This window comes from Streptomyces sp. NBC_00523, assembly GCF_036346615.1.
Lineage (GTDB): Bacteria > Actinomycetota > Actinomycetes > Streptomycetales > Streptomycetaceae > Streptomyces.
In genome coordinates, this window is record NZ_CP107836.1 from 4,908,311 (window position 1) to 4,934,502 (window position 26,192).

A 26,192-nucleotide genomic window follows, 5' to 3' on the forward strand; every position below is an offset into this window, starting at 1 on the left:
GTGTGACGGACGCCACCGGGAGGCGGGGAGGTGCGCCCCCTCCACGACTTCGTGGGTTGTCGGTGGCGCCGGTTAGCCTCTGTGGAGTGTCCCCGCGCCTCACCGATCCCGAGCAGCTCAAGGAGCTGCTGGGCATCCCCTTCACCCCGGAGCAGACGGCCTGCATCACCGCGCCGCCCGCCCCGCAGGTGATCGTGGCCGGAGCCGGGTCGGGGAAGACCACGGTGATGGCCGCCCGCGTGGTCTGGCTGGTCGGCACCGGCCAGGTCGCCCCCGAACAGGTCCTCGGGCTCACCTTCACCAACAAGGCCGCCGGTGAGCTCGCCGAGCGCGTACGCAAGGCACTCGTCGCCGCCGGGATCACCGACCCGGACGTGATCGACCCGGACAACCCCCCGGGCGAGCCCGGCATCTCCACGTACCACGCCTTCGCCGGGCGGCTGCTGACCGAGCACGGACTGCGCATCGGGCTCGAACCGGGCACCCGCCTCCTCGCCGACGCCACCCGCTACCAGCTCGCCGCCCGCGTGCTGCGCGAGGCCCCCGGCCCCTACCCGGCCCTGACCCGGTCCTTCCCCACCCTCGTCAGCGACCTCCTGGCCCTCGACGCCGAGCTGGCCGAACACCTCGTACGCCCCGAACAGCTCGACGCGTACGACACCGGACTGCTGGACGCGCTCGCGACCGCGAAGCTCAGCAACGAGGAGCTGCGCAGGATCCCCGCGACCGCCGAGGCCCGCCGCGAACTGCTCAGCCTGACCCGGCGCTACCGCGAGGCGAAGCGGAGCCGCGACCTCCTCGACTTCGGCGACCAGATCGCCCTCTCCGCCGAGCTCGCCCTCACCCGCCCCGAGGTCGGCACGATCCTCCGCGACGAGTACCGGGTCGTCCTGCTGGACGAATACCAGGACACCTCCGTCGCCCAGCGCCTCCTGCTCTCCGCCCTCTTCGGCAGCGGCCCCGGCACCGGTGAACCGACCGGGCACGCCGTCACCGCCGTCGGCGACCCCTGCCAGGCCATCTACGGCTGGCGCGGCGCCTCCGTCGCCAACCTGGACGACTTCCCGAGCCACTTCCCGCACGCCGACGGCACCCCCGCGACCCGCTACGCCCTCAGTGAGAACCGCCGCAGCGGCGGCCGCCTCCTCCACCTCGCCAACGGGCTCGCCGCGCCCCTGCGCGCCATGCACGAGGGCGTCGAAGCCCTGCGCCCCGCCCCCGGCGCCGAGCGCGACGGCCTCGTCCGCTGCGCCCTGCTGCCCACCCACACGGAGGAGATCGCCTGGCTCGCGGACTCCCTCGCCCACCTGGTGCGCACCGGCAAGGCACCCGGCGAGATCGCCGTCCTGTGCCGCACTGCCGGTGACTTCCCGGAGATCCAGGCCGCGCTCGTCGCCCGCGACATCCCGGTCGAGGTCGTCGGCCTCTCCGGGCTGCTCCACCTCCCCGAGGTCGCGGACCTCGTCGCCGTCTGCGAGGTCCTCCAGGACCCGGGGGCCAACGCCTCCCTGGTCCGCCTGCTCACCGGCCCCCGTTGGCGCATCGGCCCCCGCGACCTGGCCCTGCTCGGCCGTCGGGCCCGCCTCCTGGTGCACCGCGCCGCCCACGGCGACGACGAGGACGACGACCCCGACCGCAGGCTCGCCGAGGCCGTCGAGGGGATCGACCCGGCCGAGGTGATCTCCCTCGCCGACGCCCTGGACACCTTCCTGGACGGGGGCGGCGAGGAGGACGACCGGCTTCCGTTCTCCGCCGAGGCCCGCGTCCGCTTCGCCCGCCTCGCCGCCGAACTGCGCGACCTGCGCCGCTCCCTCGCCGACCCCCTGATGGACGTCCTGCACCGGGTCCTCGCCACCACCGGCCTGGAGGTCGAGCTCTCCGCGTCCCCGCAGGCCCTGGCCGCCCGCCGCCGCGAGACCCTGGGCAACTTCCTCGACGTCGCCGCCCGCTTCGCCGCCGTCGACAACGAGGCCACGCTCCTCGCCTTCCTCGGCTTCCTGCACACCGCCGTCCAGTACGAGAAGGGCCTCGACAACGCGCTGCCCGGCGGCGAGAACACCGTCAAGGTCCTCACCGCGCACAAGTCCAAGGGCCTGGAGTGGGACGTCGTCGCCGTGCCCGGCCTGGTCACCGGCCAGTTCCCCAGCGGCCAGTCCCGGGACGCCTGGACCTCCCAGGCCAAGGTCCTCCCGCACGCCCTGCGCGGCGACACCGCCACCCTGCCCGCCCTCCACAGCTACGACGCCAAGGGCCTCAAGGGCTTCAAGGCCGAGATGAAGGAGCACCAGCACACGGAGGAGCTGCGCCTCGGCTACGTCACCTTCACGCGCCCCCGCACGCTGCTGCTCGGCTCCGGCCACTGGTGGGGCCCCACCCAGAAGAAGCCGCGCGGCCCGTCCCCCTTCCTCGACGCGCTGCACGAGCACTGCGCCGCCGGGTACGGCGAGATCGAGGTGTGGGCGGACGCCCCGGAGGAGACCGACGAGAACCCGGCCCTGGCCGAGGCGTCCGCCGACCACGCCTGGCCGCTCCCGCTGGACGACACCGCCCTGGCCCGCCGCCGGGCCGCCGCCGACACGGTCATGGAGCTGCTGGCCCGGCCGGAGGCCCCTGAGGTCCCGGCCGACGCCCCGGACGTCCCGGCCCCCCGCACGCACGCCCGCCTCACCCCCGAGGAGACGCGCACCCTCGCCTCCTGGGACCGGGACCTCGACGCGCTGGCCGGGGAGCTGCGCCGGGCCCGCGCCACCGTGCGCGACGTCCTCGTCCCCGCCTCGCTCTCCGCCACCCAACTGCTCCGCCTCGCCGACGACCCCGACGCCTTCGCCCGGGAGCTGGCCCGGCCCATGCCCCGCCCGCCGCAGCCCGCCGCCCGTCGGGGCACCCGCTTCCACGCCTGGGTGGAGTCCCGGTTCGAGGAGCTGCCGCTGCCCATGCTCGGCCCCGACGAGCTGCCCGGGGGCGACGAGAGCGACGCGGACATCGCCGACGAGCGCGACCTCGCCGACCTGAAGGAAGCCTTCGAGCGCACCCCGTACGCCCGACGCACCCCGTACCGCGTGGAGACGCCGTTCCAGATCACCCTGGCGGGCCGGGTCATCCGGGGCCGGATCGACGCCGTGTACCGCACGGGGGACACGTACGAGATCGTGGATTGGAAGACCAGCCGCACCCACACCGCCGACCCGCTCCAGCTCGCCGTCTACCGGCTGGCCTGGGCCGAGCTGCACGGACTCCCGCTGACCGACGTCACGGCCACCTTCCTCTTCGTCCGCAGCGGCGAGGCCGTCCGCCCGGCCTCCCTGCCGGGCCGTCCGGAGCTGGAGCGCATCCTCCTGGACGAGCCACTTCCGTCGGACGGATAAGCTGAAGGTCATGAGCGACACCCCGGACAGCGCCGTCCGCACGTACACCGAGCAGCACCGCGCGGCCTTCCTCGACGACCTCGCCGAGTGGCTGCGCATCCCCTCCGTATCCGCTCAGCCGGAGCACGAGGGCGACGTACGGCGCAGCGCCGAGTGGCTGTCGGCCAAGCTGAAGGAGACCGGATTCCCGGTCGCCGAGGTCTGGGAGACCGACGGCGCACCCGCCGTCTTCGCCGAATGGCCCTCGGACGACCCGGCAGCGCCCACGGTCCTGGTGTACGGACACCACGACGTGCAACCCGCCGCCCGCGAGGACGGCTGGAGCAGCGAGCCCTTCGAGCCGGAGATCCGCGACGGCCGGATGTACGGGCGCGGCGCGGCCGACGACAAGGGGCAGGTGTTCTTCCACACCCTCGGCGTACGGGCCCACCTCGCCGCCACCGGCCGCACCGCCCCCGCCGTGCACCTCAAGCTGATCGTGGAGGGCGAGGAGGAGTCCGGCTCCCCGCACTTCCGCGACCTGGTCGAGCGCCATGCGGGCCGCCTCGCCGCCGACGCGGTGATCGTCTCGGACACCGGCATGTGGAACGAGACCACCCCGACCGTCTGCACCGGGATGCGCGGCCTCGCCGAGTGCGAGATCGAGTTCCACGGACCCGCGCAGGACATCCACTCCGGCTCCTTCGGCGGCGCCGTCCCGAACCCGGCCACCGAGATCGCCCGCCTCGTCGCCGCGCTCCACGACGCGGACGGCAAGGTCGCGGTCCCCGGCTTCTACGACGGCGTGGCCGAGGTCAGCGCGACCGAACGCGCGCTCTTCGCCGAGCTGCCCTTCGACGAGGCCGACTGGCTGCACACCGCCAAGTCCCGGGCCGCCTCCGGAGAGACCGGGTACTCGACGCTGGAACGGATCTGGGCCCGCCCGACCGCCGAGGTCAACGGCATCGGCGGCGGCTACCAGGGCGCCGGGAGCAAGACGATCATCCCCTCGTCCGCCCGCGCGAAGATCAGCTTCCGCCTGGTCGCGGGCCAGGACCCGGACCACATCGAGAAGGCCGTACGGACCTGGGCCGAGGCCCGCGTCCCCGCCGGGATCAGCCACCGGATCACCTTCCTCCCCGCCACCCGGCCCTGCCTGACGCCCCTGGACCACCCCGCGCTCCAGGCGGTGGCCCGTGCCATGGGCCGGGCGTTCGGCAAGAAGGTCCTCTTCACCCGCGAAGGAGGCTCCGGACCCGCCGCCGACCTCCAGGACGTGCTCGGCGCGCCCGTTCTCTTCCTCGGCATCTCCGTACCGTCCGACGGCTGGCACGCCCCCGACGAGAAGGTCGAACTGGACCTCCTCCTCAAGGGCGTCGAGACCGCCGCCCACCTCTGGAGCGACCTGGCGGCCGCCCTCCGCTGAATTCTCTGAACGCCCGAACCATCCCGGGGGAGTAGGAAGCACCTGTGAGCACCTTCGACAACGCCACCACGGACCGGCCCATCGGTCTGACCGCGCCGAGCGGCATCGACCGCGCGGCGCACCACCGCCTTGACGAGGCGTGGCTGTCCGCCGCGTGGAGCCACCCGACGACCCGGGTCTTCGTCGTCTCCGGGGGGCAGGTGCTGATCGACGACACCGACGACGGCACCGAGCTCGTGATGACGCCCGCCTTCGAGGCCCCCGTCACCGAGACCCACCGCTACTTCCTCGGCACCGACGCGGACGGCGTCAGCTACTTCGCCCTCCAGAAGGACACCCTGCCCGGCCGCATGGACCAGTCGGCGCGCCCGGCGGGGCTGCGCGAGGCGGGGATGCTGCTGGGCCCGCGCGACGCCGCCCTGATGGTGCACGCGGTGGCCCTGGAGAACTGGCAGCGGCTGCACCGCTTCTGCTCCCGCTGCGGCGAGCGCACGGTGATCGCGGCGGCCGGACACATCCGCCGCTGTCCGGCCTGCGGCGCCGAGCACTACCCGCGCACCGACCCGGCGGTCATCATGCTGGTCACGGACGACCAGGACCGGGCGCTGCTCGGCCGCCAGGTGCACTGGCCCGAGGGCCGCTTCTCCACGCTCGCCGGATTCGTGGAGCCGGGCGAGTCGATCGAGCAGTCCGTGGCCCGCGAGGTCTTCGAGGAGGCCGGCATCACGGTCGGCGAGGTCGAGTACGTCGCCAGCCAGCCCTGGCCGTTCCCGTCCAGCCTGATGCTGGGCTTCATGGCCCGCGCCAGCACGTTCGACATCACCGTGGACGGCGAGGAGATCGAGGAGGCGCGCTGGTTCTCCCGCGAGGAGCTGACCGCCGCCTTCGAGTCCGGCGAGATGCTGCCCCCGTTCGGCATCTCGATCGCCTCCCGGCTGATCGAGCTCTGGTACGGCAAGCCGCTCCCGAAGCCGGTGCGCGCGGGCGCCTGACCCGCGCCCGGACATGGCAGCGCCCCCACCGGTACGGGACCGGAGGGGGCGGGACCGCCCGGGGATCAGGCCCCGAGGGCCTGCTTCACCTGGGCGAGGCTCGGGTTCGTCATCACGACGTCCTCGCCGCCGCTCTCGGGGACCACCAGCACGGTCGGGACCGTCTGGTTTCCGCCATTGGCCTTCTCGACGAAGGCGGCCGACTCCGGGTCCTGCTCGATGTTGATCTCGGTGTAGGCGATGCCCTCGCGGTCCATCTGCCCCTTCAGCCGACGGCAGTAGCCGCACCAGGTGGTGCTGTACATCGTCACAGTGCCCGGCATGTCTTCGCGCTCCTCTGTCTCTTCGGTCCCGGCCGTCCCGTCACGCCCGGACGGGCCCCCACACGTCTGGTACGTCACACGGGGCCGGGGCGTGCGTGGCCGCACGCCAGGTGAACGTATGCGACCCGGCCGCCATTCCCGCCCCCGGGGCCCTTGCGGGGGCGGGCACCGGACCTGTGTGCGGACTGCTGCCGCACTAGTACGACGGATACCTCACCCCTGTGGACAACCGCCGCACGCGTCTTGGGCGACCTGGCAGCATGGCGGGGTGACATCAGCGACGCACTCCACCCTCTTCCCCCGGGTCCCGGACACCGCGGACGCCGTCCTCGACGGGCTCGACCCCGAGCAGCGCGAGGTGGCCACGGCCCTGCGGGGCCCGGTGTGCGTGCTGGCCGGAGCCGGTACGGGCAAGACGCGGGCCATCACGCACCGCATCGCCTACGGGGTGCGCGCGGGGATCCTCCAGCCGTCGAGCGTCCTGGCCGTCACCTTCACCAACCGGGCGGCGGGCGAGATGCGCGGCCGCCTGCGCCAGCTCGGCGCCGGCGGGGTGCAGGCGCGCACGTTCCACTCCGCGGCCCTGCGCCAGCTCCAGTACTTCTGGCCGAAAGCGGTCGGTGGCGAGCTGCCCCGGCTCCTTGAGCGCAAGGTCCAGCTGGTGGCCGAGGCGGCGGCCCGCAGCGGTCTGCGCCTCGACCGCAACGAGCTGCGCGACGTCACGAGCGAGATCGAGTGGGCCAAGGTCACCCAGACCGTCCCCGCCGACTACCCGGCGGTGGTCGCCAAGGCCCAGCGGGACGCCCCGCGCGACCCGGCGGAGATCGCCAAGGTCTACGAGACCTACGAGGAGCTGAAGCGCGAGCGCACGGTGATCGACTTCGAGGACGTGCTGCTCCTCACCGTCGGCATCCTCCAGGACCGGCACGACATCGCCGCCCATGTCCGCCGCCAGTACCAGCACTTCGTCGTGGACGAGTACCAGGACGTGAGCCCGCTCCAGCAGCGGCTGCTCGACCTCTGGCTCGGCGACCGGGACAGCCTCTGCGTCGTCGGCGACGCCGGGCAGACGATCTACTCGTTCACCGGGGCCACCCCGGACCACCTGCTCAACTTCCGCACCCGCCACCCCGGCGCGACCGTCGTCAAGCTGGTCCGCGACTACCGCTCCACCCCGCAGGTGGTCCACCTGGCCAACGGGCTGCTCTCCCAGGCCACCGGCCGGGCCGCCGAGCACCGCCTCGACCTGGTCTCGCAGCGGGAGCGCGGCCCCGAGCCCGCCTTCGTGGAGTACGCGGACGAGCCCGCCGAGGCCGAGGGCACCGCCCGCCGCATCCGCGACCTGATCGCTGCGGGCGTCCCGGCCGGCGAGATCGCGGTGCTCTACCGGATCAACGCCCAGTCCGAGGTCTACGAGCAGGCCCTCGCGGACGCGGGCGTGCCCTACCAGCTCCGGGGCGCCGAGCGGTTCTTCGAGCGCGCGGAGGTCCGCGAGGCGGGCGTGGCCCTGCGCGGCGCGGCCCGTGCGGGGGGCAATGACTCCCTGCTGGACCACGCGGACGACCTTCCCGCCGAGGTGCGCGCGGTGCTTTCCACGACGGGCTGGCGCAGTGAGCCGCCCACCGGGTCCGGCGCGGTGCGCGACCGCTGGGAGTCCCTGGCCGCGCTCGTCAGGCTCGCCGAGGACTTCGAGCGGGCCCACCCGGGGGCGACGCTCTCCGACCTGGTCGCCGAGCTGGACGAGCGGGCCGCCGCCCAGCACGCGCCCACGGTCCAGGGCGTCACCCTGGCCTCGCTGCACTCCGCGAAGGGCCTGGAGTGGGACGCGGTGTTCCTGGTCGGGCTGACCGAGGGCATGATGCCGATCACCTACGCCAAGACGCCGGAGCAGATCGAGGAGGAGCGCCGCCTGCTGTACGTCGGCGTCACCCGGGCCCGCTTCCACCTCGCCCTGTCCTGGTCGCTCTCCCGGTCGCCCGGCGGCCGCCCCGGGCGCCGCCCGACCCGCTTCCTGAACGGGCTCCGCCCCGGCTCCACGGGCCCCGGCGGCCGGAGTGCGGCGGCGGCCGGCCCGGGCGGCGTCTGGGCCGGCGACGGCTTCCGGAGCGGCGAGGGCGGGGCGGCCGGTGGCGGCGGCGAGGGGCGGTCGGCGGCGGCCAGGCGGAAGCCCCGGACGCCGGCCCGGTGCCGGGTCTGCGGCAAGACGCTGACGGACGCCGGCGAGATGAAGCTGATGCGCTGCGACGACTGTCCGTCCGACATGGACGAGGCGCTGTACGAGCGGCTGCACGACTGGCGGGCGGGCCGGGCGAAGGAGATCGGCCAGCCCGCCTACTGCGTGTTCACCGACCGGACGCTGATGGCCATTGCGGAGGCGGTGCCCGGCAGCGAGGGCGAGCTGGCCGGGATCCCCGGGGTCGGCGCGCGGAAGCTGGGCCGCTTCGGCGCCGCCGTTCTCGACATCTGCGCAGGTGGGGACGGATGTGAGGGTGACGCGGAGGTCGCCGGGGAGATGTGAGAAAAACTCGTCGCAAAAATAGTTTGCGCCCGCCCCAGTCGTCACCATAGGTTCTTAACCACGGAAACAGCGGCTTCTCTGAAGCCCTGGATCCGTGCTGTACTTATCCGAATACGCAGGACCGGCCCGCCGGTCCCCCCGAGACGCCGAGAGGAGGCGATTGAAGTGATCAGCATCATCGAGACCAACAAAATGACCGATCTCTCGGTCGTCTCCGCCTGCTCGCTCGGCCTTCTCGCCCGTGCCCCGAAGTCCTCCCTGCGCGCCACCGGTGTGTCCGGCGTCTCCGCCGTCATTCCGATGTCCCTGGCCGGCCTTCCCGTGCGGGAGCGCAATGAGCGACCGACCCAGGCACCGGCAGCAGCAGTAGCGAAGGGACAGGCCCCGGCCTATGCCTTTGCGGCCGTCGGTGCGGGAGCGGAAGCCGGCGTCACCGAGCAGACGAAGCACCACCACACGATGTGGGCCTTCCGTGGGCCTGAACCCTGGAGTGATCCAGCCTGATCCAGCATCAGGCCGGCGCCTTCAGGGCCGCGGAACCCCACTCGGGATCCGCGGCCCTTTTGTTTTGCCTCAACGGGCGAGACAACGAGAAGGGGCCTCGGGACAAGCAGGACCTGGTACCAGCCGCCCCCCGGCCAACAGGCCGGAAACGACCAGACGAGGACACCACCACCGTGCAACTCGAAGCGCACGCCCCGTCCGTACCGCCTTCCGACACGATCTCCCCGCCCGGCCTCACGGAGGACTCCACCTTGACCCCCCTCACCGCGCTCACCGCGCTCACCGCGCTCGACGACGCCATCGAGAACCTCGGTGTACCCGTCCCCTGCCGCGCCTACGACCCGGAGGTCTTCTTCGCGGAGTCGCCGGCCGACGTCGAGTACGCCAAGTCCCTCTGCCGCACCTGCCCGCTGGTCGAGGCGTGTCTCGCCGGCGCCAAGGAGCGCCGCGAGCCGTGGGGTGTCTGGGGTGGTGAGCTCTTCATCCAGGGCGTCGTCGTCGCCCGGAAGCGGCCGCGTGGCCGTCCGCGCAAGAACCCGGTCGCGGCGTGACCGCCGACCTGGGGGTCCCGGCCCCCAAGCCCATGAAGCGCATCGGAACCATCGACCGTCCCCTGACCCACGATCCCCGAAACCAGGCTCCAATGACCATCCCCACCCCCGCGTCCGAGCCCGCAGGCTCCGCGACCCCAGACGTCACCATCATCGGCGCGAACGACTCGCGTCAGAACAGGACCCGCGAAATGCAACTCATCCCAGAAGCCCTGGCCCGTGCGCATATGCACGAGCGCATGCGCGAAGCCGACGCGAACCGTCAGGCCGTGCGCCTGATCTCCGCCCGGCGGATGCAGCGCCGCGCCGAGCGCGCCTCGATGCGCGCCCGCCGCGCGCTGGCCATGGCCGTCATGCACTGACCCGGCCCGGCCGGCCACGGAGGCCCCGCCCGGACGCAGCCGCTCTCTGCGCCCGGCGGGCCAGGCCTCCCAGCGTCACCCGCGCAGCAGGACCCCACCCCCGGGGCCGATCCGTCCAACGGACCGGCCCCGGGGGCGTTTGCGTGCGGGGCGCGGCGGGGGCCCGCCCGGCGGGCCCGGACCGCCGAGGCCACCCGACCCGGCTAGCCGGCGTCCACCGTTTCGGCAGACCTCGGTGCCGGCGGCACGTGCTCCGGATCCTGGCCCTTCGCGCCGGGGTCGTCTGGGCCCCCGTCGTCCGATCCCTCGTCGCCCGCGAAGGCTTCCGGGACTTCCAGATCCGTCACGTCCTCCACGTCCTCCGTCGGCAGGAACCCCGGGAGCCAGGACTCGAGTTCGTCGCGGAGGCGGACCGTGGCGCCGAGCTGGCACAGCACCCCGATCGTGCTCAGCGTCACCCGGTGTATCAGCAGGTACGACGGCGGCAGGTTCAGCTGCTTGCCCAACTGGTGGGCCGGGGAGCGCGGATCCGCTATCCGGGCCGCCTGAGAACGCATCCAGCTCCGGCTGAACGTGAACTCCTCCACCTCGGCCGGCTCGATGATCGGCAGCAGATAGTCCAGCACCGCGTCCGGTTCCAGGTCGATCGAGTCCTTGACGAACCCCTCCGCCCGCAGCATCTCGTAGACCGCGTCCGCGTCGCCCCCCAGCGTCAGCCGCAGCGCGTCCCCGATGGTCTGCGGCAGCCCGCCCGGCAGCCGGTCCACCGTCCCGAAGTCCAGCACCCCCAGCCGCCATGAGGCCTCGTCCGCACCCTCGCCGTCGGACGCGTCCGCCTCCGGGTCCGGGGGCAGCAGCCGGAAGTTGCCCGGGTGCGGGTCGGCGTGGAGCAGGCCCGTGCGCGCGGGCCCCGAGAAGAGGAACCTCGCGAGCAGCTGGCCCGCCCGGTCGCGCTGCCCGGCCGTGCCGTCGGCGATCACATCGGCCAGCGGGACCCCGTCCATCCACTCGGTGACCAGCACCTGCGCCGACTGGTGGACCACCTCCGGGACCACGACATCGGGGTCGTCCGCGAACTCCTCGGCATGCGCCTGCTGGGACCGCGCCTCCTGCTCGTAGTCCAGCTCCTCGGAGACCCGGTCGCGCATCTCCGTGATCAGCGGCTTGATGTCCATGCCCGGAACCAGCGGGCCCAGCAGCCGCGCGAACCGGCTGAGCTGGGTCAGGTCCGAGAGCAGCGCCTCGCCCGCGCCCGGATACTGGACCTTCACGGCCACGTCCCGGCCGTCGTGCCACACCGCCCGGTGCACCTGGCCGATCGACGCCGCGGCCGCCGGCTTGTCCTCGAAGGTCAGGAACAGCTCCCGCCATTCCTCGCCGAGCCGCTCCGCCAGGATCGCGTGCACCGTGCCGCTCGGCATGGGCGGCGCGGCCTCCTGGAGCCTGGTGAGCGCCGCCCGGTAGGGCCCGGCGACCTCCTCGGGCAGCGCGGACTCGAAGACGGACAGGGCCTGGCCGAGCTTCATCGCCCCGCCCTTCAGCTCACCGAGGACCTTGAAGAGCTGGTCCGCGGTGCGCTGCTGCACCTCGCGGGCCACCAGCTCCGCCGACTTCCCGCCGATCCGCTTGCCCAGCCCCCAGGTGGCACGACCGGCGAAACCCAACGGCAGCGCGGCCAGCTTGGCGGTACGGGTGACCGCCTTCCGGGGAAGATCAGACATGTGCTCCTCCAATTCCCAGACTGCCGCGCTGCGTGCGGCGGTTACCCGGCCATTGTGTCGTGCGCCGTGCCGGCTTCGGAGGCGCGGACCCCCTCAGTGTGACCGGCGGCGCCACAGGAACAGTCGAGGTGCGCCCCGATCCGTTCCGACCTCCAGTCCAACAGCGGCAGCGCCGCCTCCCACCGCGCACCGGTGCTCACGGGCAGCTCGCCGTCCAGGAAGGCCAGCGCGTGCGCCGCCGCGAGCCCCGCCACCGCCGTCGCCAGCCCCAGATCGCACGCCTGCGCGGCGCCGCGCCGTCCGGACTGCCACTGCGCCAGCATGCGCGGCCACTGCGGATCCCGGTCCCGCCGGTGCAGCTGGAGGCAGCCTGCGCAGGCCGTGCCGCCGGGCAGGACCAGGGGCCCGACGAACCCGGTGGCCTCCATCACCCCCGCGTACAGATGAGGTGTGCCCGAGGAGATCCACGGCTCGGCGGTGCCCGGATCGGGGACGTACGCCGAGAGTCCGTCGCGCGGGGCGACCACGATGAGGGACAGCCCCGGCTCGTGCCCGGCCGGACCGCAGCCCGCCGCCCCGGGCGCCCGGGGCCCCGGGCCGGGGGCCGAGCGGCGGACCAGCTGCCGGGCCGCCAGGTCCCTGCGCTCCCCGACGGCGGAGGCGGGCAGCCCGCCCGGGGACACGTCCCCCGGCTCCGCGCACCCGCCGTCCATGACCTCCACCCGGCCGACCCCCGCTCCGGAGAGCACCGCCGCGACGGCCGCGCCGACCCTGCCCGCGCCCCGGACCTGCACGCGCATCGAGCGGCGGGCCGCGAGTCTGCGCATCCCTCCGCCGGGCTCGGGATGCACCACGGAGAGCGAGGCCAGGTCGGGCCGGTGGCGCTCCAGGACATCGGACCTGGCCCGCAGCGCGTCCGCCGCCGGACCGCCCGCCCGTACGTCGTCCACGAGTCCGGCGTCCGTCAACCGGTTCACCAGCATGTCCACATGACGCTCGCTCAAGTCCATCGCCGCCGCCTGTTCGCGGAGCAGCGGCATGCCTCTGGTGCCGTCGAGCAGTTCCATGAAACAGCCCGTCGCGATATCCATCGGGCCGAGCTTCACCGCATGTGCGGGTGTCACTCCGAATTGCACGGTGTCCCCGCCCCGCCAAGCGCGGCGCAGTGCGGGCTTCAACATCGGATGCACGGCTTCCCCCGGTCTGTCTGTCTGTGACTCCGTTGTGCGCGACTGGCTGTGCGCGACTTGCTCTGCGTGTTCCTTTGCCAGAATGCAGCGGGGCGCCGAGACGTGCGGAAAGTTATCCACAGGCGTGGGTATTAGTCGTTCAAATGGTGCAAGGCGTGGAGCCGATCATGGAGAACCGTCCCGGAGGCGGGACTTCCCCCGCACACAGCGGGTAACGTCGAGGCGTGCCCGCCGACCCGTCGCCCGGCTCCGCCGGGGAGCCTGCCGTGCCCGGCGCCGGACCCCGCCGGCGCGGTGCGGACCCTGCCCGCCGCGCCCCGGCGACGAGCGCGGTCGAGGTCCGCAGAAGCGCCCGCCGCAGCAGAACGGTCTCCGCCTACCGCGAGGGCGACCGCACGATCGTGCTCATCCCCGCCCGGATGTCCGAGGCCGAGGAGCGGCGCTGGGTGGACGTGATGCTCGACAAGCTCGCCGCCCAGGAGAGCAGGCGCGTCCTCGGTGACACCGAGCTCGCCGAGCGGGCGGAGCGCCTGTCCGCCCAGTACTTCGAGGGCCGGGCCAGGCCCGCGTCCGTGCGGTGGGTGACCAACCAGAACACCCGGTGGGGCTCGTGCACCCCGTCCGAGGGCAGCATCCGGCTGTCGCACCGGTTGCAGGGCATGCCGGAGTACGTCGTGGACTACGTGCTCGTCCACGAACTGGCCCACCTCCTGGTGCCCGGGCACGGGCCCCGGTTCTGGCGGCTTCTGGACGCCTATCCCCGCACCGAGCGCGCCCGCGGTTATCTGGAGGGTGTGGTGGCCGCCGACCGGCTGCCGCACCTGCCGGCCGCACGCGGCGAGTGACCGGTGGTGGCGCCGGGTGAGCGGGGTCGGGTGTTTCTGTACCGGGTCTGTACCGGCTTCGCCCGATGCCGGAGTTTGCGGATAGCCTGACGCGACGCATTCACCTTCCGGATGGGGGACGGTCGTTACGCATGGCCAGGGAATTCCAACGCGGCCACAAGGCCAAGATCAGCGATCTCACGCCGGGGACGGACCTGTACGTAGGTGTGCAGATCGCCGGCCCGGGGCTGAGCTTTGACATCAGCTGCTTCGGGCTCGATGCCAATGAGCAGCTCTCCGACGACCGGTATTTCATCTTCTTCAACCAGCCGAAATCCCCCGAGGAGTCCATTCAGCTCCTCGGCGCCCAGAGCGGTGACACCGAGTCGTTCCGCGTCACCCTGGACCGCATTCCGGCGAACATCCACAAGCTGTCGTTCACCGCGACCGTGGACGGTGCCGGACAGATGTCGCAGGTCGGGCCCGGGTACATCCGGATCGTGGCGGGTGGCCAGGAAGTCGTCCGGTACGCGTTCAACGGCTCGGAGTTCAGCACCGAGCGCGCCGTCATGCTGGGCGACTTCTACCTCAAGGACGTCTGGCGCTTCGCCGCGGTCGGCCAGGGCTTCGACGGCGGCCTGGAGGCGCTGCTGAAGAACTTCGGCGGCGAGGTCGCCGAGGAGACGCCCGCCGCCGCGCCGCCGCAGGGCGCCGCCCCGTCGTTCGCCCCGCCCGCCCAGGCGGCCCCGGCCCCGTCCTTCGGCGCCCCGGCGGCCCCGCAGGCACCCCAGGCTCCGCAGCCCGCGCCGTCCTTCGGGACCCCGCCGCCCGCACCCGGCCCGGTGCCGACCCCGCAGCAGCAGATGCACGCCGCGCCGACGATCGTCGCCCCGATGACCCCGCCCGGCGGCACCGTGCCCCCGCCGCCCGCGCCGGCCCCGTACGGACAGCCCGGCCAGCAGCCGCCGCAGCACTTCGGGCAGCAGCCCCAGCAGCAGTTCGGGCAGATCCCCGGCCAGGCGCCCGCGCCCTACGGACAGCAGGCCCCGTCCCCGTACGGCCAGCAGCCTCCCGGCATGCCGCCGGGTGGGCACGGCATGCCCGGCGGTGTTCCGCAGGCCGCCGGCGCCGGTCTCCAGGCCGCGCTCCAGCCGTACAAGGAGACCGCGACCGGGCAGCGCTGGACGCCGCAGAACCAGCAGCTCATGCGGGTCGACCTGACCATGGGCGGCACCGGAGTGCTCGCCCGGCAGGGCAGCATGGTGATGTACCAGGGCAAGGTCGACTTCAGCTACAAGGGCGCGGGTTTCGCCGGCCGCATGGTGGGCAACGCCACCGGCCAGGAGATGCAGCTCATGCGCTGCACCGGCCGTGGCCAGGTCTTCCTCGCCGAGGAAGGCGCCCATCTGCACTCCATCGAGCTCCAGGGCGACGGAGTCTGCGTCTCCGCCGAGAACGTGCTCGCCTTCGACGAGTCGCTCCAGTACGAGGTCCGCCGCATCGAGGGCCACGGCATCCCCGGCGGCGCCCTGTTCACCATGCAGTTCCAGGGCACCGGCACCCTCGTCGTCAAGACGCACGGTGTACCCGTCGTGCTGCCGGTCACCCCGACCACCTTCGCCGACTGCAACGCCGTCGTGGCGTGGTCGTCCGCGTCCCAGGTGATCATCTCCAGCCAGGTCCGGCTGCGCCGCAACGCGTACCCCGGACACAGCGGGGAGACCGTGAACCTCCAGTTCCGGGGTGCGCCCGGCAACTTCATCGTCGTCCAGCCCTACGAGGTCTGAGGGAGCCCGTCATGAATCAGCAACTCGCGGGCTACGCCCCGACCCCCGTCACGGCACGGATGGAGAACCACGGCCATTCCATGCTGAAGGTCGCCATGGCGACCGGCCAGGACCTCTACGCGCGCACCGGATCGATGGTCGCGTACGAGGGCTTCATCCAGTACGAGCCCAACCCGCCCGCCGTCCGCCAGATCGCCTCGCAGTGGATCACCGGCGAGGGCGCGCCCCTCATGAAGTGCACCGGCGACGGGCTGCTCTACCTCGCCGACTACGGCGCCGACGTCGTCGTCATCAACCTCAACAACGACTCGATCTCGGTCAACGGCACCAATGTGCTCGCCTTCGACGGCCACCTCACCTGGGGCGTCGAGCGGGTCAAGGGCCTCGCCAAGTTCGCCGGCCAGGGCCTGTGGAACGTCTGCATCTCGGGGACCGGCTGGGTCGCGATCACCTCGCGCGGCACGCCGCTCGTGGTCGACTGCGGACGCGGCGAGGACGAGACGTACGTCGACCCGGACGCGCTGGTCGCCTGGTCCCCGAACCTCAAGGTGAAGGGCAAGCGCAGCTTCAAGGCGTCCTCGCTCATCGGGCGGGGCAGCGGCGAGGCGTTCCAGATGGCCTTCTCCGGCCAGGGGATCGTCGTCGTCCAGCCGAGCGAGGACAGCACCGACCGGCTGCGCGTCCGGCACTGACGGGGAGGGAGAACACACCATGCAGAGTTCGCTTTTCGGCCTCACGGAACAGCAGTCCCAGGAGCGCTACACCATCCAGAACCCGCAGCTCCTGCGGGTCGCGCTGACCGGCCACGACGATGTCCTCGCCCGCAAGGGCGCCATGGTCGCCTACCAGGGGCTGATGGAGTTCGACGGCGAGTACCAGTCGAACGCCCAGCGCCGCTCCCGCGCCCACACCGGTGAGGGCCTGGACCTGATGCGCTGCTCCGGGCAGGGCACGGTCTACTTCGCCAACCTGGCGCAGTACATCCACGTCGTGGACGTCGACCACGACGGCCTGACGGTCGACAGCTCCTACGTGCTGGCGCTCGACTCCTCGCTGCACACCGAGGTCATCGCGGTGGACAGCCAGTACGGCATCTCGGGCACCGGCAAGTACCAGCTCAACATCTCCGGCACCGGCAAGGTCGCCCTGATGACCTCGGGCCAGCCGCTGATGATGCAGGTCACGCCCGACAAGTACGTCAGCGCCGACGCCGACGCGATCGTCGCCTGGTCGACCTCGCTGCGGGTGCAGATGCAGGCCCAGACGCACTCCTCGGGCGTCTTCCGCAGGCGCGGCAACACCGGCGAGGGCTGGGAGCTCAGCTTCCTCGGGCAGGGCTTCGCCCTGGTCCAGCCGAGCGAGCTGATGCCGCCGCAGAACGCCCAGATCGGACAGGGCCTCGCCGCCCAGTACGGCATGGGCCAGCACGGCGCGCACGGCCAGAACCAGACCAACGCCTGGAACTGAGCCACCCAGCGAACGGTAAGGGGCGGCCTCCCTGGAGGCCGCCCCTTACCGTTCGTCACGTCGTACGGGTGGCTACCGGCCGCCCTCCAGCACCGCGCGCGTACGCTCCACCAGCCGGATCACCGAGGCGTCGGCGACCCCGGCCACCTCGTCGTAGGCGAACCAGCGCAGGTCCAGGGATTCGTCGCTGATGCTCTCCGTCGCGCCCGCCGGCGCCACCGCCGCGTACTGCACGTCCAGGTGCCAGTGGCACGGGGCGGGGATCGCATGCCGGTCCAGGACCACGGGCCCGCCCGGCAGCAGCGTCAGCCCGGCGATCCCGGACTCCTCCGCGGCCTCCCGCAGTGCGGCCGCCGCGAGCGTGGCGTCACCGGGCTCGCAGTGGCCGCCCATCTGCAGCCACATCCGCAGCTTCCGGTGCAGCGTGAGCAGCACCCGCCCGCGCTCCGGGTCCACGACCAGGGCGCTGGCCGTCAGATGCCCGGCCCCGCAGGACTTCCACATGCCGTCCGGATGGTGCGCGAGGTGCTCCAGATAGGCGTCGCGCAGCTCCTCCTGGGCGCCGTCGGCCCCCGCCCCGTAACCCTTGAGTACGAGGACGGCGTCGTCGTGCAGGCTCACTTGTCGGTGTCGTCCTTGCCGTCGCCTTCGCCCTCGTCCGTGGCGTCGTTCTTGGTGTCCGCGTCCGCGTCCGCACCCGGCCCGGCCTTCTTCGGGCCGTTCGCCGCCTCGCCGAGCATCTTGTCCAGCTCGGAGAAGTCCAGCTGCTCGTGGTGGACGAAGCCGTCCGGGTCGTCCAGGTCGTGAGCGGTCGGGAGCATGTCGGGGTGCTCCCACAGCGCGTCGCGCCCCTCAAGACCACGCGCGTCCGTGAGCGAGGCCCACAGCCGCGAGGCGTCCCGCAGCCGGCGCGGACGCAGCTGGAGGCCGATCAGCGTGGCGAAGGTCTGCTCGGCGGGGCCGCCGGACGCACGGCGCCGGCGCATCGTCTCGCGCAGCGCGTCGGCCGAGGTCAGCCGGGACTTCGCGGCGGCGTGCACCACCGCGTCCACCCAGCCCTCGACCAGCGCGAGGGCCGTCTCCAGGCGGGCCAGGGCCGCCTTCTGCTCCGGCGTCTCCTCCGGCTGGAACATGCCCTGCTGAAGGGCCTCCTGCAGCTGCTCGGGCTGCGAGGGGTCGAACTGCCCGACCACGTCCTCCAGCTTGCTGGTGTCGACCTTGATGCCGCGCGCGTACCCCTCGACGGCGCCGAAGAGGTGCGAGCGGAGCCACGGGACATGGGCGAAGAGCCGCTGGTGGGCGGCCTCGCGCAGCGCCAGATACAGCCGCACCTCGTCCTGTGGGACCGACAGGTCCTTGCCGAACCGCTCCACGTTCAGCGGAAGGAGCGCGGCGCGCCCCGCCGGGCCCAGCGGCAGCCCGATGTCGGTCGAGCCGACCACCTCGCCCGCCAGCACGCCGACGGCCTGCCCGATCTGCTGGCCGAACATCGCGCCGCCCATCGACCGCATCATGCCGATCAGCGGGCCCGCCATCGCCTGCATCTCCTCGGGCAGCACATCGCCCATGGCGAGGCCCACCCGCTCGGCGACCGGGTCCACCAGCTGCTGCCAGGCCGGGAGCGTCGCCTCGACCCACTCCGCGCGGCTCCACGCCACGCTGGAGATGGCACCGGACGGCATCGACGTCACCCCGTCGAGCCAGAGGTCGGCCAGGCGCAGCGCCTCGTCGATCGCCGAGCGCTCGGCGGGGCCCACGCTCGCGTCCTTGGAGCCGTCCGGGGTGCCCTGCGACACCGTCTGCCGGGCGATCTGCTTGGCCATGTCCCAGTTGACCGGCCCGCCCTCGTAGCTCAGCATCTGGCCGAGCTGCTGGAAGGCGGCTCCCAGGTCGTTCGGGTTCATGGAGCCGAACATGGCGGCGAAGGGGTTGTCACCGCCCGCGCCGGGGCCGAAGCCGAACGGGTTCGCCGGACCGCCCGAACCCTGCCCACCTCCGGTGGGGTCGTTCTTCTTGCCCTTGTCGCCGTCGTCCGGCTCCTCCGGCGGAAGGCCGAATCCGAATGGGGTGTCACTCACGGGTTTCCTCGGCTCGTAGGGCCGCCGGGGGAACCGACGGCGACTGCCCGACATCACCATCCAGCGTAGACACCAAGTCCGCTCAGGGCCTCAGTGCTCCGCCCGGTCCGGCCCTGCGGCAGGATGGACGCCACCTGGTACGTACGTGTCACGCGGGTACGTACTGAAGACAACCGCTGGAGACGCCCGGTGAGTTCCCCAGATCCGCAGGTTCGCGCAGCGCGAAACCTGGCCGACCCGTCACCCGAGAAGAAATCCGTCCCGGGCCGCCCCAGAGGCCGCGGCCCGGTCGTGGCCGTCACCGGAGCCGCGACGGGCGTCGGTGAGCTGCTCACCGCGCGCCTCGCCGCCTCCGAGGAGATCAAGCAGGTCATCGCCATCGACGAGCGCCGGGGCGAGGTCTCCGACGCGACCTGGCACCTCCTCGACGTCCGCGACCCCGCCATCGCCGACAAGCTGCGCGGCGCGGACGTCGTCGTCCACCTGGCGCTCGACCTCGACCTGGAGACCGACCCCGCCGCGCGCACCGCCTACAACGTGCGCGGCACCCAGACCGTGCTGACCGCCGCGGCGGCCGCCGGCGTCCACCGCGTCGTGCTGTGCACCTCCGCCATGGTCTACGGGGCGCTGCCCGACAACGACCTCCCGCTCGCCGAGGACGCCGAGCTGCGGGCCACCGCCGAGGCCACCGGCGTCGGCGACCTGCTGGAGATCGAACGGCTCGGCCGCCGCGCCCCGCGCGCCCACCCCGGGCTGCACGTCACCGTCGTGCGCCCGGCCGTGCTCGTCGGCGGCACGGACACCGCGCTGACCCGCTACTTCGAGTCACCCCGGCTGCTCGTGGTCGCCGGTTCCCGGCCCGCCTGGCAGTTCTGCCACGTGGAGGACCTGGTCACGGCGCTGGAGTACGCCGCCCTGGAGAAGATCGACGGGGAGTTCGCGGTCGGCTGCGACGGCTGGCTGGAGCAGGAGGAGGTCGAGGAGCTGAGCGGGGTGCGCCGGATGGAGCTCCCCTCCGCCGTCGCGCTGGGTGCCGCCGCCCGGCTGCACCGGATCGGTCTCACCCCCTCGCCCGCGGGCGACCTGGCGTACACCATGCACCCCTGGGTGGTCAGCGTGAGCCGGCTGCACGACGCGGGCTGGCGTCCGGCCTGGACCAACGAGGAGGTGCTCGCCGCGCTCCTGGAGGAGGTGGAGGGCCGCCACACCGTCGCCGGCCGCCGTCTCGGCCGCAAGGACGCCACCGCCGCCGGAGCCGCCGGGGCGACCGTCGCACTGCTCGGCACCGCGGCCCTGGTGCGCCGCGCCCGCAAGGCCCGCCGCCGCATCTGAGCACCCTGTAGGAGACTCCAACACGGGGCGCGGCCCGCCGGGTGAATCGGCAATTACGTCCAGTCGGCGCGGTACGGCACGATGGGGGCATGGCACTCACGTACGACCACCCCGGCGAGCAGACGGCGCGGGACCCGATCCGGCTGCTGGACATCCGTGACACGCCGCTGTCGGTGGACGAGGTCTTCCGGGCAGTCGGTGACGACGCCGCGGGCGGCACCACCCTCTTCGTCGGCACCGTGCGTGACCACGACGGCGGACAGGACGTCGACGGCCTCGGCTACTCGTGCCACCCCTCGGCCGCCGAGGAGATGCGCCGGGTGGCGGAGAAGGTCGTCGCCGACTTCCCGGTCCGGGCGCTGGCCGCCGTCCACCGTGTGGGTGAACTGCGGGTGGGTGACATCGCGGTCGTCGTGGCGGTCTCCTGCCCCCACCGCGCGGAGGCGTTCGCGGCCTCCCGCAAGCTCATCGACGACCTCAAGCACGAGGTTCCGATCTGGAAGCACCAGCACTTCTCGGACGGCACGGAGGAGTGGGTCGGCGCCTGCTGAGCGCAAACCGGAACGGCGGGCATCCGCCCCGATTTGCGTAACCGCACCCCTGCCACGAGCGTTGTTTTTCCAGATGGTTAATCTGCTGATCGGCCAGTCGGTCGCATCAGGGGGTAGGGAGGTCGGCATGGCAGCGCTCGCCTGGTTGTTGATTCCGGTTTTTGCCGCGTTCGGCGCTGCGATATGGGGAGGCTGGGCCGCCCGCAACCGCACCACCGGTGACGTCACCGAGCTCGCCGGATACGCGAAGTTCCGCGAAGCCATGGAGAAGTCCCACTCCGGTTCCGAACCGGTGGAGCAGATATCGAACGTCTGAGGCCGCGCCCCGCGTTCTCACCCCGCCCGCCCCTGGCCCCGTACGGACCGGCCCCGGCGGTGCACTGACAGACCCTTCCCGTACTGTCGTTCCATGCCACGCCGCACCGCGACGATGCTCGCCTCCACGCTGATCCTGATCGCGCTGCTCTGCGCGGGCGTGCTGATCAAAGTGCCGTACGCGGAGATGTCTCCCGGTCCGACGGTGAACACACTCGGCGACGTCGAGGGCGACCCCGTCCTGCGGATCACCGGCCACAAGACGTACAAGACGTCCGGCAACCTCAACATGACGACGGTCCGCGTCACCGGCGCCGACTACAGCATGAATCTGGTCGAGGCCGTCTCCGGATGGCTGGGCCACGACAGCGTCGTCGTACCGCACGACACCCTCTACCCGGACGGCAAGACCGAGGAGGAGTCGACGCAGGAGAACGCCGAGGAGTTCAGCCAGTCCCAGGAGAGCGCCAAGGTCGCGGCCCTCAAGGAGCTGAAGATCCCGGTCACCTCGCGCGTCGTGGTCTCCAGCGTCGTCAAGGACAGCCCCTCGCAGGGCAAGCTGCACGCGGGCGACGTCATCAAGAGCGTCGACGGCACCGCGGTCGAGAAGCCCGAGGACGTTTCGAAGCTGGTCACCAAGCGCAAGCCCGGCCAGGACGTCACCTTCACCGTGATCCCGGCCAAGACCGCGGCGGCGGCCGAGAAGGCCGGCAAGGAGCCCGAGGGCACCGAGAAGGTCACCCTCACCACCGTGAAGGACCCCCAGGAGGACCGCGCGATCGTCGGCATCCAGGCGGGCACCGACCACACCTTCCCCTTCGACATCGACATCAAGCTCGCCGATGTGGGCGGCCCGAGTGCGGGGCTGATGTTCTCGCTGGGCATCGTGGACAAGCTGACCCCGGGGCAGCTGACGGGCGGCAAGTTCATCGCCGGCACCGGCACCATCGATGACGACGGCGAGGTCGGCCCGATCGGCGGGATCACCATGAAGCTGGTCGGCGCGCGCAACGCGGGCGCACGCTACTTCCTGACCCCCGACGACAACTGCGCGGCCGCCGCCGAGGACACCCCCGACGGGCTCACCCTGATCCGCGTCAAGAACATCGACGACGCCAAGAAGTCGCTGGACAAGCTCCGCGCGGGGGACACGGCCGGGCTGCCGAGCTGCTCGGCGAGCTGACCGCGCCCCCGCGGCACACGGCGGACGGTCAGGACTCGAAGGTGGCCGCCAGCGCCTCGGCCAGCCCCGGCACGAGACCGGCACCGGTCAGCACCTCGCTCGCCGAGTCCTTCTCACGCAGGCGTACGGCGGACTCGCGCGCCCCGTCCCGCAGGACGGCCACGGTCATCCGCACCTCCTGCCGGTCCGGGTGCTGGGCGACCCACTTGGTCAGCCGCTTGTCGTCCAGCCCTTCCGGCACGGACGCCTCGGCGGACGGCGGCAGCATCAGGCGCTCCACCGTCATCGCGCACCCGGCGACCGCGTCGGGCCAGGCGATCGTGGCGAGGAACTCGTCCAGCGCCGCGCCCGCGGGCAGCTCCTCCTGCTCCACGGGGGTCAGCGCGGCGCCCTTGGCGCCGTCGTCGTCAAGGCCGAGCTGGGTGGCGAGGCCGGGTTCCTGGGCCCGCAGCCGCGCGGTGTCGACCAGGGCGAAGAGGCGGGCCGGCTGGTCCCAGCCGAGGGTGGAGACGTACTCGTCGATTTCGAGCACCGCGACGGTGAGCGGGCTCGCGGCCATCGGGGGGCCTGAGGGGGAAACGTTGGACATGGGCAACATCCTGCCTCCTTCCGCCCCCGGAACGGGAACTAGGTAAAGCATCAGTAAGTTGAAGGGATGGGCTCTACGATCGCTGGGCCCGCTCCACACGACCCGCGAACTTCGAGGTGCGCACGTTGGCTTTCCAGATGCCGGACCGCGGCGGAGGCCCGACCGGGCCACGGATCAGAGTCGGCCGCCCGTCCCGGCGCGCCCGAACCCTGCTCATGACTCTGGGCGTCCTGGCGATTCTCGCCATGGCGTTCGTCATGTTCGCCGGGTTCTGGACGGACTGGCTCTGGTACCGGTCGGTCGCGTATTCGTCCGTCTTCACCACCACCCTGTGGACCAAGATCGGGCTGTTCCTCGTCTTCGGACTGCTGATGGCCCTGGCCGTCGGCCTGAACATCTGGCTCGCGCACCGGCTCCGGCCGCCGCTGAGCGCGATGTCGCTGGAGCAGCAGAGCCTGGACCGCTACCGGATGAGCCTCGCCCCGTACAAGAAGTGGGTGCTGCTCGCGGTCACCGCGCTGGTCGGTCTGATCGCCGGCGCCTCCGCCTCGGGTCAGTGGCGGACGTGGCTGATGTACGTGAACGGCGTGTCGTTCGGCCAGAAGGACCCCCAGTTCCATCTGGACGTGTCGTTCTACGCCTTCGACCTGCCCTGGTACCGCTTCCTGCTGGGCTTCGGCTTCGCGGCCACGGTGCTCTCGCTGATCGCAGCCGCGCTGACCCACTACCTGTACGGCGGGCTGCGGGTCACCAGCCCCGGCGCGCGGGCGACGGGCGCGGCCACCGGCCACCTGTCGGTGCTGCTCGGGGTCTTCGTCACGCTGAAGGCCGTGGCGTACTGGCTCGACCGGTACGGCCTGGCGGTGAAGTCCAGTGACTTCAAGGCCACGGACAACTGGACGGGTCTGCGGTACGTCGACGCCAACGCGTACCTGCCGGCGAAGACGATCCTGTTCTGCATCGCCGCGATCTGCGCCGTGCTGTTCTTCGCGACGCTCTGGCGGCGCACCTGGCAGCTCCCGGTCATCGGCTTCGGGCTCATGGTGCTCTCGGCCATCCTGATCGGCGGCCTCTACCCGGCGATCGTGCAGAAGTTCCAGGTCCAGCCGAACGAGCAGGCCAAGGAAGCGCCGTTCATCCGGAAGAACATCGAGGCCACGCGCGACGCGTACGCCATCGATGACGCGCAGGTCTCGGACTACACGGGCAAGTCCACCGAGGACGACGACGCCAAGCTCCGGGCCGCGGCGAACGACGCGGCCAGCTACCGGGTGATGGACCCCAACGTCGTCTCGCCGGCCTTCCAGCAGCTCCAGCAGAAGAGGAACTACTACCAGTTCCCCAAGACGCTCGACGTCGACCGGTACAAGGACGCCGCCGGCAAGGAGCAGGACACGGTCATCGGTCTGCGCGAGCTCAACATCCAGGGCATCCCCAAGCGCAACTGGATCAACGACCACTTCACCTACACCCACGGCTACGGCGCCATCGCCGCCCGGGGGACCACGACCGGCAAGAACCCGAAGGGATCTCCCGACTTCACCGAGTCCGGACTGCCGACCACCGGCGACCTGGGCACGTACAAGCAGGAGATCTACTACGGCGAGAAGACCGAGCAGTACTCCATCGTCGGCGGGCCCCAGAAGGAGCTCGACTACGAGGAGGACGGCGAGAAGACCACCAGCTACAAGGGCGACAGCGGGGTCAGTCTCTCCAACACGTTCAACCGCGCCGCCTACGCCGTGGCGTTCAGCGAGCCGCAGATCCTGTACTCGGGCGCCATCGGCGACGGTTCGCGGATCCTCTACAACCGCACGCCCAAGGAGCGCGTCGAGGCGGTGGCCCCCTGGCTCACCATCGACGGCGACGCCTACCCGGCCGTGGTCAACAAGCGCATCCAGTGGGTGGTCGACGCCTACACGACGACCAACGGCTACCCGTACGCCTCGCGCACCACGCTCGGTGACACCACGGCCGACTCGCTGACCACCAACCAGCGCGCGGTCGTCGCCCAGCAGAACCAGGTCAACTACATCCGGAACTCGGTGAAGGCCACCGTCGACGCGTACGACGGCACGGTCACGCTGTACGAGTGGGACACCAAGGACCCGGTCCTGAAGACCTGGCGCAAGGCGTTCCCCGGGACCGTGAAGCCCCGGGCGGACATCCCGCAGGACCTGATGGACCACCTGCGCTACCCACAGGACCTGTTCAAGGTGCAGCGCGAGCTGCTGACCCGCTACCACGTCACGAGCCCCGCCCAGTTCTACAGCGGCAGTGACGCCTGGCAGGTCCCGGACGACCCGACCAACAAGGAGTCCGGCTCCGTCCCGCCGTACTACCTGAGCATAAAGATGCCGGGTCAGACGGCTCAGAAGTTCTCGCTCACCACGACGTTCACCCCGAAGGGGCGGCCCGACCTCGGGGCGTTCATGGCGGTGGACGCCGATGCGGCCAGCAAGGACTACGGCACCATAAGGCTCCTGAGAGTCACCGGTGCGGTGAAGGGCCCCGGGCAGGTACAGAGTGAGCTCAACGGCAACGACGACGTCGCCGAGTTCGTGAGAAACCTCAAGGGCACCGACTCCGACATCGAGTACGGCAACCTGCTGACCGTGCCGCTCGAAGGGGGCTTCCTCTACATCGAGCCGGTCTACACGCGCGGTGGCACGCAGAACTACCCGCTGCTGCGCAAGGTCGCCGCCTCGTACGGCTCGAAGATCGTCTTCGAGAACAGCCTCGGCGAGGCCCTGAACGCCGTGTTCGGCGCCGAGGGTTCCGATACGAGCGAGCCACCGGGCGACACCACCGAGCCGCCGGACACCAGCCAGCCGCCGGCCACCGGTGACGCCGCGCTCAAGAAGGCCATCGCCGACGCCCAGAAGGCGTACACCGAAGGCGAGGCGGCCCTGAAGAAGCAGGACTGGGCGGCCTACGGCAAGGCGCAGACCGATCTTCAGGACGCGCTGGAGCGGGCCGCCGCGGCCCAGTCCAAGGCGGCCGACGACGGCAAGGCCGACAAGTCCGACGACGGCAAGGCGGCCAAGCCCGACAAGGGCGACAAGAGCGACAAGGCCAGCCAAGCCAGCGCTTCGGGCAAGGCGGGCGATGAGGGCGGGGACTGAGTAATCCGGT

At 71.9% G+C, this 26,192-nt stretch carries 22 protein-coding genes; 16 read left to right on the forward strand and 6 right to left on the reverse strand.

Features of this window, described 5'->3' with window-relative positions:
- The first annotated feature begins 86 nt into the window (after nt 1–86).
- Genes OHS17_RS22470 through nudC form a run of 3 tightly spaced genes read left to right on the forward strand, consistent with a single transcriptional unit; the run spans nt 87 to nt 5,762 of the window.
- On the forward strand, nt 87–3,365 hold the full coding sequence (locus OHS17_RS22470; protein WP_330313610.1) for an ATP-dependent DNA helicase: 3,279 nt from the start codon (nt 87–89) through the stop codon (nt 3,363–3,365).
- A 10-nt stretch (nt 3,366–3,375) separates the two neighbouring features.
- On the forward strand, nt 3,376–4,770 hold the full coding sequence (locus OHS17_RS22475) for a dipeptidase (protein WP_330313611.1): 1,395 nt from the start codon (nt 3,376–3,378) through the stop codon (nt 4,768–4,770).
- A gap of 44 nt (nt 4,771–4,814) precedes the next feature.
- Nucleotides 4,815–5,762, forward strand: coding sequence for an NAD(+) diphosphatase (gene nudC, locus OHS17_RS22480; RefSeq protein ID WP_330313612.1), 948 nt, complete (start codon nt 4,815–4,817; stop codon nt 5,760–5,762).
- A 65-nt stretch (nt 5,763–5,827) separates the two neighbouring features.
- On the opposite strand, the gene OHS17_RS22485 is transcribed toward nudC, so the two are convergent.
- The gene (locus OHS17_RS22485; protein ID WP_018105529.1) at nt 5,828–6,085 is read right to left on the reverse strand and encodes a mycoredoxin; all 258 of its coding nucleotides are present in this window, start codon (nt 6,083–6,085) and stop codon (nt 5,828–5,830) included.
- Between the two features lie 268 nt (nt 6,086–6,353).
- Here OHS17_RS22485 and OHS17_RS22490 point away from each other — a divergent pair, with 268 nt between their 5' ends.
- The 4 genes from OHS17_RS22490 to OHS17_RS22505 all read left to right on the forward strand — a co-directional run bounded on the left by OHS17_RS22490 (nt 6,354) and on the right by OHS17_RS22505 (nt 10,020).
- Nucleotides 6,354–8,603, forward strand: coding sequence for an ATP-dependent DNA helicase UvrD2 (locus OHS17_RS22490; protein ID WP_330313613.1), 2,250 nt, complete (start codon nt 6,354–6,356; stop codon nt 8,601–8,603).
- A 165-nt stretch (nt 8,604–8,768) separates the two neighbouring features.
- A complete protein-coding gene (locus OHS17_RS22495; protein WP_018105531.1) occupies nt 8,769–9,107 on the forward strand; it encodes a hypothetical protein in 339 nt (112 codons plus the stop codon).
- Nucleotides 9,108–9,280: 173 nt separating this feature from the next.
- Nucleotides 9,281–9,658 (forward strand): WhiB family transcriptional regulator, encoded by a 378-nt coding sequence (locus OHS17_RS22500; RefSeq protein WP_330313614.1) that lies wholly within the window; start codon nt 9,281–9,283, stop codon nt 9,656–9,658.
- Between the two features lie 32 nt (nt 9,659–9,690).
- Nucleotides 9,691–10,020, forward strand: coding sequence for a hypothetical protein (locus OHS17_RS22505; RefSeq protein WP_026171846.1), 330 nt, complete (start codon nt 9,691–9,693; stop codon nt 10,018–10,020).
- Between the two features lie 203 nt (nt 10,021–10,223).
- Here OHS17_RS22505 and OHS17_RS22510 read toward each other — a convergent pair whose 3' ends face one another.
- Both OHS17_RS22510 and OHS17_RS22515 read right to left on the reverse strand, forming a co-directional pair.
- Nucleotides 10,224–11,741, reverse strand: coding sequence for an ABC1 kinase family protein (locus OHS17_RS22510; protein ID WP_330313615.1), 1,518 nt, complete (start codon nt 11,739–11,741; stop codon nt 10,224–10,226).
- A gap of 41 nt (nt 11,742–11,782) precedes the next feature.
- Nucleotides 11,783–12,931, reverse strand: a complete 1,149-nt coding sequence (locus tag OHS17_RS22515) for a ThiF family adenylyltransferase (protein ID WP_330313616.1) — start codon at nt 12,929–12,931, stop codon at nt 11,783–11,785.
- 224 nt (nt 12,932–13,155) lie between these two features.
- Here OHS17_RS22515 and OHS17_RS22520 point away from each other — a divergent pair, with 224 nt between their 5' ends.
- From OHS17_RS22520 to OHS17_RS22535, 4 genes are all read left to right on the forward strand, one after another.
- Nucleotides 13,156–13,776: a M48 metallopeptidase family protein gene (locus OHS17_RS22520; RefSeq protein WP_106430050.1), complete on the forward strand. Its 621-nt coding sequence runs from the start codon at nt 13,156–13,158 to the stop codon at nt 13,774–13,776.
- Nucleotides 13,777–13,907: 131 nt separating this feature from the next.
- Complete coding sequence (locus tag OHS17_RS22525) at nt 13,908–15,542, forward strand: TerD family protein (RefSeq protein WP_330313617.1); 1,635 nt, start codon at nt 13,908–13,910, stop codon at nt 15,540–15,542.
- A gap of 11 nt (nt 15,543–15,553) precedes the next feature.
- Nucleotides 15,554–16,234, forward strand: coding sequence for an AIM24 family protein (locus OHS17_RS22530; RefSeq protein ID WP_018105538.1), 681 nt, complete (start codon nt 15,554–15,556; stop codon nt 16,232–16,234).
- Between the two features lie 19 nt (nt 16,235–16,253).
- The gene (locus OHS17_RS22535; protein ID WP_330313618.1) at nt 16,254–17,009 is read left to right on the forward strand and encodes an AIM24 family protein; all 756 of its coding nucleotides are present in this window, start codon (nt 16,254–16,256) and stop codon (nt 17,007–17,009) included.
- Between the two features lie 72 nt (nt 17,010–17,081).
- Here OHS17_RS22535 and OHS17_RS22540 read toward each other — a convergent pair whose 3' ends face one another.
- Nucleotides 17,082–17,630 carry an NUDIX hydrolase gene (locus OHS17_RS22540; RefSeq protein WP_330313619.1) on the reverse strand — a complete coding sequence of 183 codons (549 nt, stop codon included), beginning with the start codon at nt 17,628–17,630 and terminating at the stop codon, nt 17,082–17,084.
- Nucleotides 17,627–19,087, reverse strand: coding sequence for a zinc-dependent metalloprotease (locus tag OHS17_RS22545; RefSeq protein WP_330313620.1), 1,461 nt, complete (start codon nt 19,085–19,087; stop codon nt 17,627–17,629). The genes OHS17_RS22540 and OHS17_RS22545 overlap by 4 nt, the downstream gene beginning before the upstream one ends.
- A gap of 189 nt (nt 19,088–19,276) precedes the next feature.
- On the opposite strand from OHS17_RS22545, the gene OHS17_RS22550 reads away from it, so the two are divergent.
- The 4 genes from OHS17_RS22550 to OHS17_RS22565 all read left to right on the forward strand — a co-directional run bounded on the left by OHS17_RS22550 (nt 19,277) and on the right by OHS17_RS22565 (nt 22,468).
- Complete coding sequence (locus OHS17_RS22550; protein ID WP_073862917.1) at nt 19,277–20,419, forward strand: SDR family oxidoreductase; 1,143 nt, start codon at nt 19,277–19,279, stop codon at nt 20,417–20,419.
- A gap of 89 nt (nt 20,420–20,508) precedes the next feature.
- Nucleotides 20,509–20,970: a molybdenum cofactor biosynthesis protein MoaE gene (locus tag OHS17_RS22555; protein WP_018105543.1), complete on the forward strand. Its 462-nt coding sequence runs from the start codon at nt 20,509–20,511 to the stop codon at nt 20,968–20,970.
- 127 nt (nt 20,971–21,097) lie between these two features.
- Nucleotides 21,098–21,286: a hypothetical protein gene (locus OHS17_RS22560; RefSeq protein ID WP_026171849.1), complete on the forward strand. Its 189-nt coding sequence runs from the start codon at nt 21,098–21,100 to the stop codon at nt 21,284–21,286.
- A gap of 93 nt (nt 21,287–21,379) precedes the next feature.
- Nucleotides 21,380–22,468, forward strand: coding sequence for a YlbL family protein (locus OHS17_RS22565; RefSeq protein ID WP_330313621.1), 1,089 nt, complete (start codon nt 21,380–21,382; stop codon nt 22,466–22,468).
- 28 nt (nt 22,469–22,496) lie between these two features.
- On the opposite strand, the gene OHS17_RS22570 is transcribed toward OHS17_RS22565, so the two are convergent.
- Nucleotides 22,497–23,066 (reverse strand): PPA1309 family protein, encoded by a 570-nt coding sequence (locus OHS17_RS22570; RefSeq protein WP_330313622.1) that lies wholly within the window; start codon nt 23,064–23,066, stop codon nt 22,497–22,499.
- Between the two features lie 128 nt (nt 23,067–23,194).
- On the opposite strand from OHS17_RS22570, the gene OHS17_RS22575 reads away from it, so the two are divergent.
- Nucleotides 23,195–26,182, forward strand: coding sequence for a UPF0182 family membrane protein (locus OHS17_RS22575; RefSeq protein WP_330315331.1), 2,988 nt, complete (start codon nt 23,195–23,197; stop codon nt 26,180–26,182).
- Nucleotides 26,183–26,192 lie beyond the last annotated feature (10 nt).